Here is a 15,875-nt window from a genome sequence, read left to right as displayed (position 1 = left end):
ATTAGCCTTGTATATATTTCTGTCTGATTGCTTTGGGAAGTTTTGACGCTATGAGTAGATACGACTCCCTAATCCATTCTTTTACTTGCGACTCTTCCAGTTGCGTATAATATATGTCGCTCCAATGTTTCTTGTTCCAATGCCATGCCGGTCGTACAGCAGAAAACTGTTCCCGAAGTTCTTCATTTCTTTCGGGTGTCAATTTCAGAGCGAGTCTTGGGATAGAGTCTTCCACACCTTGTCCTTCGCCTCCCAACCATAGACAGACAAAGATTTTGCCTTCCAATCGGAAATTGATGATGTCGTCGCCGAAGGCTTGATCTTCGGTCACGCCATAGAGGGATAGGGCATAGGTTCGTACCTGTTCGATGTTCATAATCTTTATCTATTCTAAAAGTCCTAACTCCTTTTTTATGCTCTTTATCTCGTTCTCCGTTTCAGTTAAAACGTTATCGGCGAATTCTGTAAAAGCATCACGGATTTCCGGACAATTATTTTCTAAAGCCCAGTTCTTTGTTTCTTCTACATATTTAAGACTCTCCTTATCGCCTTTTCCAAGACATTCGTGGAGTTTCTTTAACTTCTCTTCTATAATACTTCCTTCCATAATTTGAGATCTTCATTTGAAAGAGAATATAAAAAAAGGGATATCTAAACGATATCCCTTTGGTGATTCCGTTGGGATTCGAACCCAAGACCCACAGCTTAGAAGGCTGTTGCTCTAATCCAACTGAGCTACGGAACCAAAACCGAGTGCAAAAGTAGTGTTTTTTATGCACATGACCAAATTTTGGGACAATTATTTTATAGATAATGTTAAAAAAAGCCTAAAGACTTTCGTCCTCAGGCTTCTTGATATTTGATTTTAACTTGGGTAGATGCTTCTTCTTGCGTAACCAGTTGGCTTTGCGCTTCTCGTATTCCTCCCTATGGGTTTCTAAGAAATTATCTGCCATAACTTTTCTACTTCTTAAATCTACTGTAGATTACGCTAACTTCTATTGGGGTATTTGGGCCACCGACAAGACGGGTGCTGGATAATCCCATGTTGTTGGATACGCTATTTAATGTGACCGTTCCATTCGATGATTTCGTTGTCTTCAACGTTATAGGAACAAGTACGGCCTTGTTGTAGTTGGAACTTTTACCCTTGTTGGCATACATGTCATTCACCATATTGCTAATATTATTAAAGATATAGCTATTGGTGGTTGAGTTATATGCCGCATAATATGAGGTCTTGTTGTTCGGTAAATCGTGATTCTCAAAGAAACTGTTTATGCTGTCCTTAGGAATTAGCAATAGATTGGAAGGAACGGGAAGAGTGTACTTGTCGACCTCCTTGTTGTTGATTCTCTGCATCTCTATCTTCACAGTATTCAACGTGTAATCGGTATGCGATTGCTTGATGTCGTCTACCGGTAGGGTGATCTCAGTAAAAATACCTGCAGGACTCTTCACATAGGTACATGAATTATCGTCGACCATAAGTTTCACAGACTTTGCGTCATTACTGATGTGATTGGTCTGCAATACTTCATCGGTACCCGTAACATATGCGTCTTTCACCATCTTTGTGGTATCCGACATAAAGAGTTGGCGCATATTGATCCAACTGGTCGTGATGTCGACCATCGTTCCAAGTCCTCCTGTGGTCTGCACATAGAAACCTGCGAATACATGATGTAGGAATTTATATGGTGTGGCATAATACTCCGGATGGTCGTAGTACATTTGGGCGAGATAGGCGCCAAGGTCTTCATAGGTCTTTCCGTCTTTTGCTGTATATGGCTTGTCGAGACGGAGGGTGATGCTATGGATCGATCCGTTCGAAGTACGGACGGAATCGCTCAGACTGTTGTCTTTGACGCTCCAACTTGTTTCCTGTGTATAGCCGTTCTTTCGGATGTATCCACTCTTTATGGGATCGAAGTTGGAATAATATTTATGACCCTCGGGTAGGGGCTTGCCAAGTTCGTAGACTTTCAACTTCATGGAATTTGTAGAGTCACCATAGAATTTGGTGAAGAACAGGTTCAAGGTTGTAAGGTATGGTTTGGCTCTACCACTTTTTGTTTTGGTCACCACAGTATCCTCCGGGAGGAATCCAGGATCTGCCAAGGTGCTGAACTCCAACATATAGTCGCCCGTAACGCAAGCTTTCGTCTCCGGATCGCGCACTTTACCTATATATCCGTTACTGGAATGTGCTAATACGGAATCTATGGCTATCGAACGGCTGAGGGCTTTGAAAGACGCATTTGTAATGTATAAAGCATCTTTGTTGTCGATAAGCGAATTTCCAAAAGTATCTGTCGTATCATCACATGATGTGATGGCTAGCGTAGCAAGAGCTACCGCAGCAAGAGTTTTTAAATTCATAGTTATTCGTTAGGACAAATCTGGTTGATGAACTCCTTGTAGCTGTCGAAATTATCTTCTCCAGGATAGTTCATAATAGGAAGATTCTTTTCTTGAGCATGCTTCAAAAGGTCTGCGTTTACTTCTTTTCCTGCCTCGATAATGCCATCGCTATAGTCGATAGCCAATTTGCCCAATTCCTTGAAATCGAATTTTTCCTTGTATGGCTCCAGCAAATCAATAGTAGCATCTCGGAACTCTACGAATTGTTTGAAGTTGTCGCCTAAATCGTTTTTCAACTGATCGTTGAAAAGGGATGTGATGATCTTGGAGTTGGCAAAAGATGGCTCGTCCTTGTATGCGGTCTTAATATAGAAAGGAACGACGGCACTCATCCAGCCTTGACAGACGATAACATCTGGAACCCATCGTAATTTCTTTACGGTCTCGAGGACGCCACGAGCAAAGAATATAGCTCGCTCTCCGTTATCGGGATATTCCTCGCCACTTTCATCGGCAGACATCTGACGGTTGGTGAAATAGTCGTCGTTGTCTATGAAATATACCTGCATACGCGCAGCCTGAATAGAAGCGACTTTAATAATAAGTGGATGGTCGGTATCATTAATAATCAGATTCATACCGGAGAGTCGGATAACTTCGTGCAATTGTCCACGACGCTCATTGATGTTTCCCCATTTAGGCATGAACGTACGAATCTCAAAACCACCTTCTTGTATCTTCTGAGGCAGCATGCGACCCAGAATTGACATTTCGGTCTCAGGAACATAAGGTGTGATTTCCTGATTGATAAATAATACTCTTGTTTTTGCCATTTTCAAAACTTATTATTTCTGGCAAAGGTACAAAAAAAAGTCTAATTTTCAGCATAAATTCAACAAAAAGCGGTAAAATAGCCGTTGAATTCGCATATTTTTAAAATTATTCTTCCTTATTTAAGAAAAAAGTTGTTATTTTGCAGTCCGAATAGAAGGAGAGTACTCTTCTTTTCAAAATCGAATTAAAGAAAGATGAAAGTAATTACTAAGATTGTTGACCTTCAAAATGAGCTTTTCGCGGCTCGTAAGGAAGGTAAGGAAATTGGCCTCGTGCCTACTATGGGAGCTCTTCACGAAGGGCATGCTTCACTCGTTAAGCGTAGCGTTAAGGAGAATGATATTACTGTGGTTTCTGTTTTCCTGAATCCTACTCAATTTAATGACCAAGGTGACTTGGATCGTTATCCTCGTACGCTTGAGGCTGATTGCAAGTTGCTCGAAGATTGCGGGGCTTCTTATTGCTTCGCTCCGTCTGTAGATGAGATGTATCCGACTCCTGATGAGCGTCATTTTGAATTTCCTCCGGTAAGTACAGTCATGGAAGGCGCTAAACGTCCTGGACATTTTAATGGTGTATGCCAGGTGGTAAGTCGCTTGTTCTATATCGTTCGCCCTAATCGTGCTTATTTTGGCGAAAAGGATTGGCAGCAGATTGCTGTCGTCAAGCAATTGGTGAAGTTTATCGGTATGTCGGATAGCTTGCAGATTGTGGAGTGCCCGATTATTCGCGACGAGGATGGTTTGGCTAAGAGTAGTCGTAATTCGCTCTTGAGTAAGGATGAGCGTGCAATCGCTCCTGCTATCTTCAAGGCTTTGAAGGAGAGCGTAGAGTATGCGAAGAATCATAATGTAAAGGAGACCCACGATAAGGTGGTAGCGGATATTAATGCCGTCGAGGGTCTTGAGGTGGAATATTTTGAAATCGTAGATGGCAATACGCTTCAGGATGTGACCAACTGGGAGGATTCTCCTTATGTCGTAGGTTGTATTACCGTTTATTGTGGCAAGACTCCTATTCGTTTGATTGATCATATAAAATATAAAGAGTAATGCAGATTGAGGTTTTAAAAAGTAAATTGCATTGTGCTACCGTTACAGAGGCTAATTTGAACTATATGGGTAGTATCACGATAGATGAGGATCTGTTGGATGCTGCTAATATGATTGCTGGCGAGAAGGTGCAGATCGTAGACAATAATAATGGGGAGCGCTTCGAAACTTATATTATTAAAGGTGAGCGTGGCTCTGGTTGTATTTGTCTGAATGGTGCTGCTGCCCGTAAGGTGGTAGTAGGGGATACGGTAATTATTATTAGTTATGCTCTGATGGATTTCGAGGAGGCTAAAACTTTCAAGCCTACTATCGTTTTCCCAAAGGAGGGAAATAAATTGTAATCTTACTTTTCTCCTATAAGGGGAGATAAATAAGGGTAATCTTGTTCCCCGATAAGGGAATTACATAAAAGATAATTTAAAACGAATAAAGCCTTCTCAAAATAGAGAAGGCTTTATTATTTGTATAGAATGGATGATTATTCTATTACTACAAGAGGATCTTCCTCGAGTACAGCCTGACCAACCTTTACGCAGATTGCGGTAACTTTACCGTCTTTTTCTGCCTCGATGTTGTTGGCCATCTTCATAGCTTCAAGAACAAGAACGGTATCGCCGGCCTTAACTTCCTGACCTACCTCAACGTTGATACCAGTAATAGTACCTGGAAGTGGGGCCTTAACGGCGTTGTTGGCATTTACGTTAGCTGCTGGAGTAGCCTCTGTGGCCTCCTCTGCAACAGGTTTGCCTAAAACTGGTTTCTCTTTCTTTGGTTCCTCTTTCTTTTCGAGCTGAACCTGATAGTCGTCACCATTTACCTGAACGGCAGCAACATTATTTTCATCAATATCGCCGATGGTTACTTTGTATTCCTTACCATCGATAGTATATTTAAATTCTTTCATGAATTCTATTTCTAAATAATTAAAAACTCCAACGACCTATTCTTTATGGTTTAGGTGTTACTCCAAATGGTTTGGCATTCCACAAAGTGTGGCGATGCTGAATAGTAATAATGCCTGGTTCTGGATCGTGAACATTATTGCCCTCGAACTCGTATAGAGCCATAGCAATTGCAGCATATACGTTTTTATCCATTTTCTTTATATTTAATTATAGAAAGCTCCTGTCGGAGCCTTCTTAATTTTACATAGGCATGCAACCATGCTTCTTGGCTGGCAGGTTCTGACGCTTTGTAGCAAGCTGGGCCAAACCGCGGCAGATGCGGAAACGGGTGTTTCTTGGTTCGATGACATCGTCGATATAACCGAACTGGGCTGCCTGGTATGGATTAGCGAATGTATCGGTATATTCATCCTCTTTTTCTGCGAGGAATGCCTTGACATCACCACCTTCTTCCTTCACTTTCTTAGCTTCCTTACCACAGAGGATTGCTACGGCACCACTTGCTCCCATTACGGCAATCTCTGCTGATGGCCATGCGAAGTTAAGGTCTGAACGTAATTGCTTGCAACCCATAACGATATGACTACCACCATAGCTCTTGCGGAGTGTGATTGTGATCTTTGGAACTGTTGCTTCGCCATAAGCGTAAAGCAACTGGGCTCCATGCTGGATAACGGCATTATATTCCTGACCTGTACCTGGCAAGAAACCTGGTACGTCAACTAAAGATACGATTGGAATATTGAATGCGTCGCAGAAACGTACGAAACGTGCGCCCTTACGACTGGCGTTTACATCAAGTACACCTGCATAAGCGGCAGGCTGATTGGCTACGATACCTACGCTCTGACCGTTGAAACGAGCAAAACCTGTGATGATGTTCTTGGCAAACTTAGGCTGTACCTCGAAGAACTCTCCATTATCGGTAACGGCTGATATCACCTTATACATATCGTAAGCTTGGTTTGGATCCTCTGGGATAATCTCGTTGAGGATATCTTCCTTGCGGTCGATAGGGTCGTTGCATTCTACGCGTGGAGCTTCCTCCATATTATTTGATGGAATATAAGAAAGGAGAGTCTTGATAAGTTCCATAGCCTCTTCCTCGGTCTTTGCTGTGAAGTGGGTCACACCACTCTTAGAGGCGTGAACGCTTGCTCCACCCAGATGCTCGGCATCAATATCCTCACCGGTAACGGTCTTTACAACCTTAGGACCTGTAAGGAACATGTAAGATGTACCTTCGGTCATCAAGATGAAGTCGGTAAGTGCTGGACTATATACCGCACCACCGGCACAAGGGCCCATGATAGCAGAAATCTGTGGGATAACACCAGAAGCGAGGATGTTACGCTCGAAGATCTCACCATAACCAGCAAGAGCTGAGATTCCTTCCTGAATACGAGCACCACCAGAGTCGTTCATGCAAATAACAGGAGCGCCCATCTTCATGGCCATATCCATAACTTTGCAAATCTTCTGAGCCATAGTCTCAGAAAGAGAACCGCCATTTACTGTGAAGTCTTGTGCGTATACGTAAACAAGACGACCATCAATAGTAGCAGAACCAGCTACAACGCCATCTCCGAGAAATTGCTTTTTCTCCATGCCGAAGTTGTGACAACGATGAAGTTTGAACATATCATACTCTTCGAAACTGCCTTCGTCTACCAACATTTCAATACGCTCGCGGGCTGTGTATTTGCCACGTGCATGCTGTTTCTCGATGGCTTTCTCGCCACCTCCAAGACGGGCTTGTTCGCGCTTGGCGATCAGCTCTTTAATCTTTTCTACTTGTTTGCTCATAATATATAATATTATTCTTTATTTTCTAAATCCGTGCAAAGATAATCAATTTATTTTAGAATAAAGAACAATTTTAGACAAAGTAACATTAAAATAGGTTCCGGCTATTAGAATTCTATCAGAATCTTTGTGTTTATTTGTCGACCTGTGAGGTAGTTTGGTACGGCATATTGTTGACTCGTTACGTCGGTCACCCAATAGTAGCTGTTCACATTATTAATATCGAACAGATTGAAGCAATCGATTCCGAACCATACCTTCTTGAAGATATTCTTCGTATGATGGTCATGGTTGTCGAGTAGGAGATAGGTCATGCCGATATCGGCTCTGCGATAGGCAGGAGCTCGGAAACTATTGTGCTCGATTTCGCGATGGGGTGCCGAGAATGGTAATCCGTCGATATAGGCGAGTTTCAGATTCATGCGCCATCGGGTAGTCCCAGGGAAATAGTCGGTAAAGTTTAGGTTGATTCCAAAACGTTGGTCGGTAGGCAAGGGAATGCTTTGCCCATGCAAATTCATACGGGTGTTCATAAAGGATAGACTAATCCAACTGTCTGCTCCGGGTACAAATTCGCCGTAGAGTTTCATGTCGATTCCTGCTGCATGTCCTTGGGCTTCGTTATTACCATAATATACCACCTTCACATTATTTACAGAATATGGTATCAGATTGCTCAAGGCTTTGTAGTAAGCTTCTGCGCTCAACTTGAAATGGCGATTGTTCAACATGAACCGATAGTCATATCCTACGATGAAATGTATACTTTGTTGACTCTTGATCTTATTGTTGAGTCTGGCATAGGTCGAACCATTGATATGTAATGTGTCGCGAAGTTCCTTAAAGAAAGGAGCCTGATAATAGATGCCGGCAGCCAGTCGGATTGTCGTGTTTTCGCTATAGGCTGGTATGATACCTAAACTGACGCGAGGGCTGACGATGGTTTCACGATTGAAGTTCCAATGGCTCATCCTTATACCATAATTCAAGGTAAAATGGGTATGTTCGCCGATACTTGAGAATCGCCAAGTATCTTGGATATAAAATTCTGAACGGTTGGCGTCCAACGTGTTGTTGGCCCTCAAGGCATAGTACATACTCAAGTCGTTTCCTGTATGTGGAATACTATAGCCAGAAGAGTCGCGCATTTCATATTCATTTGCGGTCTCCTCGATATGTTCGCGTTTTAGCGTGAGGGCTGTCTCTATCTCGTGTTTGCCGGTCTTGTGCCACATCGTAAGTTTACCGCTCAGCACACGAGCCTTCAGATAATTGCGCGTATGTTCAAAATAAGTACCCACGCCAAGATTTTCTGAGGTTTCGGTCTGGTCGAGCCAATATTGTCCTTGTATATCATACTTCTCTTGTTCGCTCGTATAGAAAGCACTTCCTGTGAAGTTTACACGTGTGTTTATTCCGAGATATCGGGTGATGCTCATGCTACCGAAATATGTAAGGAATCGGTCTTTCTCTTGTCCGTCGAAGTATACGCGGAAGTTCTTTACATTCTGTTGAGTACCAAAGGCGGTTTCGCGATCTTTGGGTACAAATTGATAATGATTATCCGAGATGTTTCCGATGAGATCAAACTTCCATCTTGCATTCGGTTTGTAACTCAGAAAGGTTTGATAGTCCAAAAAATTCGGTCGATATTCTCCCTTTTCATCGAGTGTCCCTAATAGATATTGGTTGGTCTTATATCTTATGCTGTTGAGCCACGATATGTTCTTACTACCTATACCGATATATCCATCGGCTCCTAACAAGGAAGCAGCTATAGAACCTTCGAGATGCCTTTGGGTTCCGTTCGGATCCATAAGATTCTTATAGGTGATGTCGAGGGCCGAGCTCATCTTGTCACCATATTTGGCCGAATAGCCACCTGTAGAGAATCCGATTTTGTCTACCATATAAGGGTTGATGACCGATAAGCCTTCCTGTTGTCCACTTCTTACAAGGAATGGACGGAATATCTCTATATGATTGATATATACGGAATTTTCATCGAAGCTTCCTCCTCTTACATTATATTGTGAGGACAGTTCATTATGCGTGCTCACACCAGCTTGTTGCTGTACGAGTTCTTCCACGCCATTTCCCGTTACCGAGGGAGCGTTCTTCATATCTTTGATTTTCAGGTTTTGCGTTTGGTCACTTTGTATGCGTTCACCTTGTACCTGTACTTCGTCGAGCGTGTTCTCGCTATATAATATCACCCTTAGCGTTTGTTTTCCTCGTGGGTTCCTCAACGTTCTAACTTTCGTTCGGTATCCGACCATTGAAAATCTAACATTCACAGAATCAGCAGATTGTAGAGTGAGTTTAAATTCACCCTTTAGCGAGGTCATCGTCATCTTACCTTGACTTACTACAGCCACAGTAACCAGTTCTATAGGCTTCTGTTCTGCATCGGTTACGCGACCTTGGAGCACAAAGGATTGTGCCATGGCTTTCATGGTCAGGATAGCTAGGAGGATCGTATAAAATAATTTCTGCTTCATCTTACGATAATTAACGTAGACAAAGCAGAAATATTATAATATAAAGATGTAAATTATAATCTTGTAACTTGTTTTACACCTTTGATGGTACGTAATTTCTTGATGAGTTGTTGTGATTTGCTGGCATCATCGATCAGCACAACGACATTTCCCGAGAACAATCCGTCGTGACTATCGATATTAATCGATCTCATCGTCAGAGTCTCTTCTTTAGCGATAACATTCGTGATGTTGCTCACGATACCAATATCATCGTTGCCGATAATTCTCAACGTGATCGCATATTTGCTGACACCCTTACCACTCCAACGAGCTTTCACAATACGATAACCAAAACGCTTACGCAATTCAGGAGCATTAGGACAGTCTTTTCTGTGAATTTTGATACCGCCACTTACCGTAACGAAACCAAACACAGGATCGCCATAGATAGGGTGACAACATTGAGCCAATTGAAAATCGATACCCTTCAGGTTTTGGTCGATGACGAGCACATCATCATTTCCTTTCAATATCTCCTCGTCTGGATTCTCAAATTGGAAAGTCTCAGCACTTTTAGCTTCTTTCGGAGCATCCAACTTCAATTCTCGGTCGCGCTCCTCCACATACTTTTCTATTACCTCGTTTGGGTCCAACTTCTCGTCGGAAATATCCTTATAGAAGTCGCTTACCTCTTTATATCCCAACCTCTTGATGAGACGGAACATGATACTTTCCTCGGCTTCGATCTTCTTGTTCTTGAATCTCCTTTCGAGCAATTCCTTGGCATATAAACCCTCCTTAGCTTGAGTTTCCTTGATGGCAAGTCGGATCTTTGATTTCGCCTTACTTGTTGTCACGTAATTCAACCAGTCGCGCTTTGGCGTCTGGTTACTTTGGGTCATGATCTCTACTTGGTCGCCCGAATGTAACGTTTCGCGCATATTGCATACCTTGCCATTGATTTTTCCGCCGACACAAGTATTACCGATATTCGAGTGGATGCGATAGGCGAGGTCGAGGATTGTGGCGCCTTTCGGCATCTTTAGCAGGTCTCCCTTTGGCGTAAACACATATACCTCGTCTTCGTACAAATCCATCTTGAACTGGTCCATCAATTGCAAGTCGTCGTTGTTCTCCAGAGCGCTTCGGATATTAGCCAACCAATCGTCGATACCGCCCTCACTTTTGATACCTTTATATCGCCAATGGGCAGCCAGACCATGCTCGGCCACCTCGTCCATTCTCTCGGTACGAATCTGTACCTCTACCCATTTGTTCTGAGGTCCAAGTACGGTAATGTGCAAACTCTCATAACCATTTGATTTAGGTACACTTAGCCAATCTCGTAAACGTTTAGGATTAGGCTGATACATATCTGTGATTATCGAGTAAACCTGCCAACATTGCATTTTCTCCTTCTCTACAGGTGAGTCGAGGATGATGCGGATGGCGAAAAGATCGTAGATGCCTTCGAAACCGCATTTCTGCTTTTTCATCTTCTGCCATATCGAATGGATACTCTTGGTACGTCCTTTCATATGGAACTTGAGTCCTGCATTTTCGAGTTTCGTCTGAATAGGTTCGATGAAAGACTTGATATAAGCGTCACGTGCCGCTTTGGTAGCGTTCAACTTATCCTTGATCATATAATAGGCATCGTGCTCCAGATATTTCAACGACAGATCCTCAAGTTCACTTTTCAGTTTGTATAGACCCAGTTTATGAGCCAAGGGAGCATACAGATAACTGGCCTCCTCGCTTACTTGATGTTTAGCCTCAACAGCCTCTGTATCACGTATTTGTCGCATGACGTTCACGCGGTCGGCTATCATGATGAGGATGACGCGCATATCCTCAGAGAAAGAGATCAGCAAGTTTCTGAAGTTCTCACTCTCGATGATAGGGTTGCGCTTGTATAGATCGTGGATTCTGCAAAGTCCTCGGATGATATGAGCGACACTCTCTCCGAATTTTTCGTTGATTTCATCGAGTGTAGTAAAATCGCTCACGACACTCTGATAGAGTAGGATAGCGAGTACACCATCACGCTTGAGTCCGATCTCGTCTACCGCAATCTCTGCAGTTTGTAAAGCATGTAATACCGGATTCAGGTTGAATACGTCACGCTGGATCTGATGATTATCGATACCCTTCTGAATGTGCTCTCTGATTTTCTCCTCATCATCAGATTTCAGAGAATCTCCGATGGTCGTCTTTAACTTTTCGAGGATAGCAAGACATTCCTCACGTTCCTCAGCAGTAAACTCGAATTTATCATTGTTCATATCGCAGTCCTTATTTGTTTCTGGCAAAGATATAAAAAAAACTCCACTTAAATTTCTCAATCTCATGAAAACTAACTATCTTTGTGGCATATTTACCATATTTTAGGTAGAAAATACACATAATAACCATAAACCGAAAAATAAATATCATGCTAAATCAACAAGATTTGAATCAAATTGCTAACCGCGGAATCTCTGAACAGCAAATTGAGCGTCAATTGAAGCAGATCAAAGATGGATTTCCATTCTTGAAACTGGATGGAGCTGCGGAAGTAGGCAAAGGGATATTGGCTTTGGGGGCTGAAGAGGCTCAAAACTATATCCGTACATGGAATGCATACAAGACCGAGGGACATCAGGTAGTAAAGTTTGTACCAGCCTCGGGAGCTGCCAGTCGTATGTTCAAGAATATGTTTGCGTTCTTGAATGCTGATTACGACACACCCCAAACAGATTTCGAGAAGACTTTCTTCGATCATATTAAGGACTTTGCCTTTTATGAGGCTCTTGATGAAAAATGTAGCAAGAACGAGGGCAAGTCTGTTAGCAACTTGATATCTTCAGGAAACTATAAAGCCGTTGTAGCTAACATGCTTGAGGCCAAGGGCTTGAATTATGGACAACTACCTAAAGGTTTGTTACTTTTCCATCATTACGAGAATGGATCGCGTACTCCTATGGAGGAGCATCTCGTAGAGGCTGCTCTTTATGCCAACAGCAATGGAGACGCTTATGTCCACTTTACGGTTTCTCATGACCATTTGGAACTCTTCAAGGCTAAGGTGGCCGAGAAGCAGGCCTATTATGAGAAGAAATACGATGTACATTATCATATTAGTTTCTCTGAGCAAAAACCTTCTACCGATACGATAGCAGCCAATCCGGATAATACGCCTTTCCGCAACGAAGATGGTTCGTTGTTGTTCCGTCCAGGAGGTCATGGCGCTCTTATCGAGAACCTCAACGAGATCGATGGCGATGTCATCTTCATCAAGAATATAGATAATGTGGTATCTGATCGTCTGAAAAAAGATACCATTACTTGGAAACAGGTTATTGCCGGAGTTCTCGTTACCCTTCAACAAAAAAATTTCGAGTATCTTCGTATCTTAGATAGTGGAAAATATAATCATGCCAAACTTGAAGAGATCATCCGATTCCTCCAGCGTGATTTATATTGTCGTAAGGGCGATATCAAAAATCTTGAGGATGCCGACCTTGTCATCTATCTCAAGCGCAAACTCAACCGTCCGATGCGTGTATGTGGCGTCGTAAAGAATGTTGGAGAACCAGGAGGTGGTCCGTTCCTTACCTATAATCAGGATGGTACAATAAGTTTGCAGATTCTCGAGTCTTCGCAGATAGACCAGAACAACAAGGAATCTTTGCAGATGTTTACCAATGGTACTCATTTCAATCCTGTCGACCTTGTATGCGCCACCCGCGATTATCAAGGACATCCTTTCAACCTACCGGATTTCGTAGACCATACCACAGGTTTCATCAGCAGCAAGAGTAAGAACGGACGCGACTTGAAGGCTCTTGAGTTACCGGGTCTTTGGAATGGAGCTATGAGCGATTGGAATACCATCTTCGTAGAAGTTCCTTTGAGCACCTTTAATCCGGTAAAGACTGTAAATGACCTCCTCAGAGATGTTCATCAATAATCTTGAATTATGCAGATATATTTCACAGGCATCATCATAGCCATAAGTACCTTTTTGATTATCGGATTGTTCCATCCGATAGTCATTAAGGTAGAGTATCACACAGGCACCAGATATTGGTGGTTTTTCCTTCTCACAGGTATCATCAGTCTCGTGGCAGCATTACTTATCGCTAATGTGATTATCTCCTCACTTTTGGGTGTACTTGGTGCCACCTTATTGTGGAGTATCGGCGAACTCTTCGAGCAACGGAAACGAGTGCTCAGAGGGTGGTTCCCGATGAATCCAAAACGAAAAAAGGAGTACGAATAATACCGTACTCCTTTTTCTATATTCTTTATTTCTCAGCAATACATTCCATCTCTATCAACCATTGAGGTCGGCATACAGGTGCGAACAGCACGATATGCGGAATGTCGGGATAATGCTCAGACATATATTTCTCTACCACCTCCTTATCGGAGATATCCCTCAGATAGATGATAAAATATCGCGTATCTTCGATACAAGCCTCTCCATCCTTCAACAGAGCATCGATATTTTCAAGCAGACGTTCCATCTGTTTTCTTACGTCACCTAAATATAATACATCACCATGCTTGTCGATACTGGCTGTTCCCGAAATGAAATACCTGCTCTTATCACCAATCTTCAATCGGGTTCCTCGTTCAAAGGCCACACCATATTCATGTGTAGGATTCAGATGCTCCAAGGCCTCCAAAAACTTCTGATTCTCTAACGTAATGTCGGGAACTGATAGAAAGTCGATGGCTACACAAGCATTTCTTGTCTCAGACCTTCCGCCAATACCCGTACTTGCGATGAAATGTGTGTTTATCGTCAAACCTTGTTGACGGAAGAAGTCGTTCCGGGCCTTTACCACGCCTTCGTAGTTCACGTCGATATTGGCCACATATATCCACGTCCTTACCAGATGTTGACGGATGTCCAGATTTCGCTTTTCAGCAAGTTTCATATATTTATCAAAGAGGATAAGCGTCTGCAGATAACTACTTTTGCCGACAGCCTCCTTATCATCAAGGCGAAGACTATCGAAGATGTCATGACAAGTCTCGTCAGAAGTCTTCAACAGGATAGATATCTTGCTACCATCAAGAGGAGGTTGTTCCACGATGGTATGCGCACAAGAAGATATATATTGATACACACAACTATTAAGCAACAGTTGATATTGGTTTTGAATATCGCTCAAGAATATCTTGCAATAAGAAAGTTGACGATTGTTTTTTTTCTCCAGTTCTATATATTTGATCAATGTTCTCCCAAGTATCTTGAGTCGTTGGTCAAAAGATCCCTCATTTGGTGCTGATATGATATTATATTTATTCATCGTTAATTTATTTTCGGCAAAGGTACGAATTTTATAGTAAAAATAGATAAGAGGCTTTCCTTTTCATGAAAAATACCTAATTATGGGGATAGGAGGACGAAAAACAAAATATCGTAATCAGAATAAAAAAAAATTAACCGCTTAAACCTTCGATAAGATGCCACATCAAAGAAGCAAACAGACTTAAATGTTTCAAAACAAAAGAACTAAATTAGACGATTATGAAGAAAATGGTTTTGGCTCTGGTAGCCGTAATTAGTATGTCTACTGCCGTAATGGCGCAGAACGAAGAAAAGAAAGTTTTTCGTTCCATAGACAAGAAAGAGATGATCCAGCATCATACAGATGCTATGGTAAAGAGGTATCAGCTCAGCGAAAAACAGGCTAAGCTCTTACTTGAACTCAACAAGAAATATGCTGATAAACTCCCTATGAAGGGGATGCCACACTATCGTCTTCATGTACAAGGCCTCCGTCAGATGCTTCGTGATTCAATCGTCAATATGCCCCGTCCTGATTTTGACAAGATGAAGAAAATAGCACAACCTAATCGAGATAAGGTGATGGAAAAACGTCAGAAGATGATGGGGAAACGCCAAGAGATGATAGAAAAGCATCAGAAGATGATGGAAACAAAACAGGCTTACGAGGAAGAACTGAAGAGTATCCTTGGCGCAGACAAATATGAGCAATATCAGCAGGATATAAAGGAGCACATGAAGCGTGCCGACCGCAAATATCCGATAAACAAGTCAGAATGATCTTTTTCTTATAAATTAATATAAGGTATTGAACTTTCGCATGTAAGAAATCACATGCATATATTAACGTAAATTTGGAATAAAAAAGGCTTCAAAGTTTGTTTAACTCATTGAAAATGAGTAATTTTATAGTGACCAAACAATAAAATTCAAACTTAGAAGCCGTGAGCAAAGATACAACTATTCTATCAGATTTGAGAAGTTTCTTCTCTGAAAATGAAAATAATCGTGCAATTAACAGCATAATGAGAGTGATGGAACATATAAACATACGCTCTAGCCAGATTGGTGTAGAGAAGCGTGCGAATTGCAAGTTTACATCCTTGCAGGTACTCAATCTGCTTATGCTCTTTCCGTTCTTTGT

At 42.0% G+C, this 15,875-nt stretch carries 16 protein-coding genes and 1 tRNA gene; 5 read left to right on the top strand and 12 right to left on the bottom strand.

What is annotated here, in order from left to right; genetic code table 11:
• Window position 1 precedes the first annotated feature (1 nt).
• The 6 genes from K333_RS0102975 to K333_RS0102950 all read right to left on the bottom strand — a co-directional run bounded on the left by K333_RS0102975 (window position 2) and on the right by K333_RS0102950 (window position 3,197).
• Entirely contained in the window at window positions 2–376 is a 375-nt protein-coding gene (locus tag K333_RS0102975; RefSeq protein WP_027452314.1) for an MmcQ/YjbR family DNA-binding protein, read from the bottom strand.
• A gap of 9 nt (window positions 377–385) precedes the next feature.
• Window positions 386–607: a hypothetical protein gene (locus tag K333_RS0102970; RefSeq protein WP_024989220.1), complete on the bottom strand. Its 222-nt coding sequence runs from the start codon at window positions 605–607 to the stop codon at window positions 386–388.
• 60 nt (window positions 608–667) lie between these two features.
• Window positions 668–745, bottom strand: a tRNA-Arg gene (locus K333_RS0102965).
• A gap of 82 nt (window positions 746–827) precedes the next feature.
• Window positions 828–956 carry a hypothetical protein gene (locus K333_RS0102960; protein WP_027452313.1) on the bottom strand — a complete coding sequence of 43 codons (129 nt, stop codon included), beginning with the start codon at window positions 954–956 and terminating at the stop codon, window positions 828–830.
• A 7-nt stretch (window positions 957–963) separates the two neighbouring features.
• Entirely contained in the window at window positions 964–2,382 is a 1,419-nt protein-coding gene (locus tag K333_RS0102955) for a DUF4270 domain-containing protein (RefSeq protein ID WP_024989219.1), read from the bottom strand.
• A 2-nt stretch (window positions 2,383–2,384) separates the two neighbouring features.
• Entirely contained in the window at window positions 2,385–3,197 is an 813-nt protein-coding gene (locus tag K333_RS0102950; protein ID WP_024989218.1) for a glycogen/starch synthase, read from the bottom strand.
• Window positions 3,198–3,392: 195 nt separating this feature from the next.
• Here K333_RS0102950 and panC point away from each other — a divergent pair, with 195 nt between their 5' ends.
• Both panC and panD read left to right on the top strand, forming a co-directional pair.
• Window positions 3,393–4,250 carry a pantoate--beta-alanine ligase gene (panC, locus tag K333_RS0102945; RefSeq protein WP_024989217.1) on the top strand — a complete coding sequence of 286 codons (858 nt, stop codon included), beginning with the start codon at window positions 3,393–3,395 and terminating at the stop codon, window positions 4,248–4,250.
• Window positions 4,250–4,594 (top strand): aspartate 1-decarboxylase, encoded by a 345-nt coding sequence (panD, locus tag K333_RS0102940; protein ID WP_024989216.1) that lies wholly within the window; start codon window positions 4,250–4,252, stop codon window positions 4,592–4,594. Before panC ends, panD begins: the two co-directional genes overlap by 1 nt.
• Before the next feature lie 137 nt (window positions 4,595–4,731).
• Here the strand turns inward: panD and K333_RS0102935 are convergent, their stop codons facing one another.
• The 5 genes from K333_RS0102935 to K333_RS0102915 form a co-directional block, all read right to left on the bottom strand.
• Window positions 4,732–5,157 carry an acetyl-CoA carboxylase biotin carboxyl carrier protein gene (locus K333_RS0102935; protein ID WP_024989215.1) on the bottom strand — a complete coding sequence of 142 codons (426 nt, stop codon included), beginning with the start codon at window positions 5,155–5,157 and terminating at the stop codon, window positions 4,732–4,734.
• 43 nt (window positions 5,158–5,200) lie between these two features.
• The gene (locus K333_RS13335; protein WP_169714161.1) at window positions 5,201–5,350 is read right to left on the bottom strand and encodes a hypothetical protein; all 150 of its coding nucleotides are present in this window, start codon (window positions 5,348–5,350) and stop codon (window positions 5,201–5,203) included.
• 48 nt (window positions 5,351–5,398) lie between these two features.
• Window positions 5,399–6,964 (bottom strand): acyl-CoA carboxylase subunit beta, encoded by a 1,566-nt coding sequence (locus K333_RS0102925; RefSeq protein ID WP_024989214.1) that lies wholly within the window; start codon window positions 6,962–6,964, stop codon window positions 5,399–5,401.
• Between the two features lie 107 nt (window positions 6,965–7,071).
• Window positions 7,072–9,465 carry a TonB-dependent receptor gene (locus K333_RS0102920; protein ID WP_024989213.1) on the bottom strand — a complete coding sequence of 798 codons (2,394 nt, stop codon included), beginning with the start codon at window positions 9,463–9,465 and terminating at the stop codon, window positions 7,072–7,074.
• A gap of 53 nt (window positions 9,466–9,518) precedes the next feature.
• Window positions 9,519–11,732, bottom strand: a complete 2,214-nt coding sequence (locus tag K333_RS0102915) for a RelA/SpoT family protein (protein WP_024989212.1) — start codon at window positions 11,730–11,732, stop codon at window positions 9,519–9,521.
• 149 nt (window positions 11,733–11,881) lie between these two features.
• Between K333_RS0102915 and K333_RS0102905 the strand changes: the two genes are divergently transcribed.
• Together K333_RS0102905 and K333_RS0102900 are read left to right on the top strand one after the other, a co-directional pair.
• Window positions 11,882–13,399, top strand: coding sequence for a DUF4301 family protein (locus tag K333_RS0102905; RefSeq protein ID WP_024989211.1), 1,518 nt, complete (start codon window positions 11,882–11,884; stop codon window positions 13,397–13,399).
• A gap of 9 nt (window positions 13,400–13,408) precedes the next feature.
• Window positions 13,409–13,711, top strand: coding sequence for a DUF4491 family protein (locus K333_RS0102900; protein WP_024989210.1), 303 nt, complete (start codon window positions 13,409–13,411; stop codon window positions 13,709–13,711).
• Between the two features lie 25 nt (window positions 13,712–13,736).
• Here K333_RS0102900 and K333_RS0102895 read toward each other — a convergent pair whose 3' ends face one another.
• Complete coding sequence (locus K333_RS0102895) at window positions 13,737–14,750, bottom strand: Rid family hydrolase (protein ID WP_027452312.1); 1,014 nt, start codon at window positions 14,748–14,750, stop codon at window positions 13,737–13,739.
• Between the two features lie 221 nt (window positions 14,751–14,971).
• Here K333_RS0102895 and K333_RS0102890 point away from each other — a divergent pair, with 221 nt between their 5' ends.
• Window positions 14,972–15,511, top strand: a complete 540-nt coding sequence (locus K333_RS0102890) for a DUF4890 domain-containing protein (RefSeq protein ID WP_024989209.1) — start codon at window positions 14,972–14,974, stop codon at window positions 15,509–15,511.
• Window positions 15,512–15,875 lie beyond the last annotated feature (364 nt).

The organism is Segatella albensis DSM 11370 = JCM 12258, from assembly GCF_000426565.1.
Taxonomy (GTDB): Bacteria; Bacteroidota; Bacteroidia; order Bacteroidales; family Bacteroidaceae; genus Prevotella; species Prevotella albensis.
The sequence above is the reverse complement of the archived record's forward strand: the minus strand, read 5'-3'. Positions and strand labels throughout refer to the sequence as shown.

Bases quoted from the DNA above. Each gene is read 5' to 3' on its own strand.
- K333_RS0102975 (WP_027452314.1), bottom strand. From the start codon at position 376: ATGAACATCGAACAGGTACGAACCTATGCCCTATCCCTCTATGGCGTG.
- K333_RS0102970 (WP_024989220.1), bottom strand. From the start codon at position 607: ATGGAAGGAAGTATTATAGAAGAGAAGTTAAAGAAACTCCACGAATGT.
- K333_RS0102960 (WP_027452313.1), bottom strand. From the start codon at position 956: ATGGCAGATAATTTCTTAGAAACCCATAGGGAGGAATACGAGAAGCGC.
- K333_RS0102955 (WP_024989219.1), bottom strand. From the start codon at position 2,382: ATGAATTTAAAAACTCTTGCTGCGGTAGCTCTTGCTACGCTAGCCATC.
- K333_RS0102950 (WP_024989218.1), bottom strand. From the start codon at position 3,197: ATGGCAAAAACAAGAGTATTATTTATCAATCAGGAAATCACACCTTAT.
- panC (WP_024989217.1), top strand. From the start codon at position 3,393: ATGAAAGTAATTACTAAGATTGTTGACCTTCAAAATGAGCTTTTCGCG.
- panD (WP_024989216.1), top strand. From the start codon at position 4,250: ATGCAGATTGAGGTTTTAAAAAGTAAATTGCATTGTGCTACCGTTACA.
- K333_RS0102935 (WP_024989215.1), bottom strand. From the start codon at position 5,157: ATGAAAGAATTTAAATATACTATCGATGGTAAGGAATACAAAGTAACC.
- K333_RS13335 (WP_169714161.1), bottom strand. From the start codon at position 5,350: ATGGATAAAAACGTATATGCTGCAATTGCTATGGCTCTATACGAGTTC.
- K333_RS0102925 (WP_024989214.1), bottom strand. From the start codon at position 6,964: ATGAGCAAACAAGTAGAAAAGATTAAAGAGCTGATCGCCAAGCGCGAA.
- K333_RS0102920 (WP_024989213.1), bottom strand. From the start codon at position 9,465: ATGAAGCAGAAATTATTTTATACGATCCTCCTAGCTATCCTGACCATG.
- K333_RS0102915 (WP_024989212.1), bottom strand. From the start codon at position 11,732: ATGAACAATGATAAATTCGAGTTTACTGCTGAGGAACGTGAGGAATGT.
- K333_RS0102905 (WP_024989211.1), top strand. From the start codon at position 11,882: ATGCTAAATCAACAAGATTTGAATCAAATTGCTAACCGCGGAATCTCT.
- K333_RS0102900 (WP_024989210.1), top strand. From the start codon at position 13,409: ATGCAGATATATTTCACAGGCATCATCATAGCCATAAGTACCTTTTTG.
- K333_RS0102895 (WP_027452312.1), bottom strand. From the start codon at position 14,750: ATGAATAAATATAATATCATATCAGCACCAAATGAGGGATCTTTTGAC.
- K333_RS0102890 (WP_024989209.1), top strand. From the start codon at position 14,972: ATGAAGAAAATGGTTTTGGCTCTGGTAGCCGTAATTAGTATGTCTACT.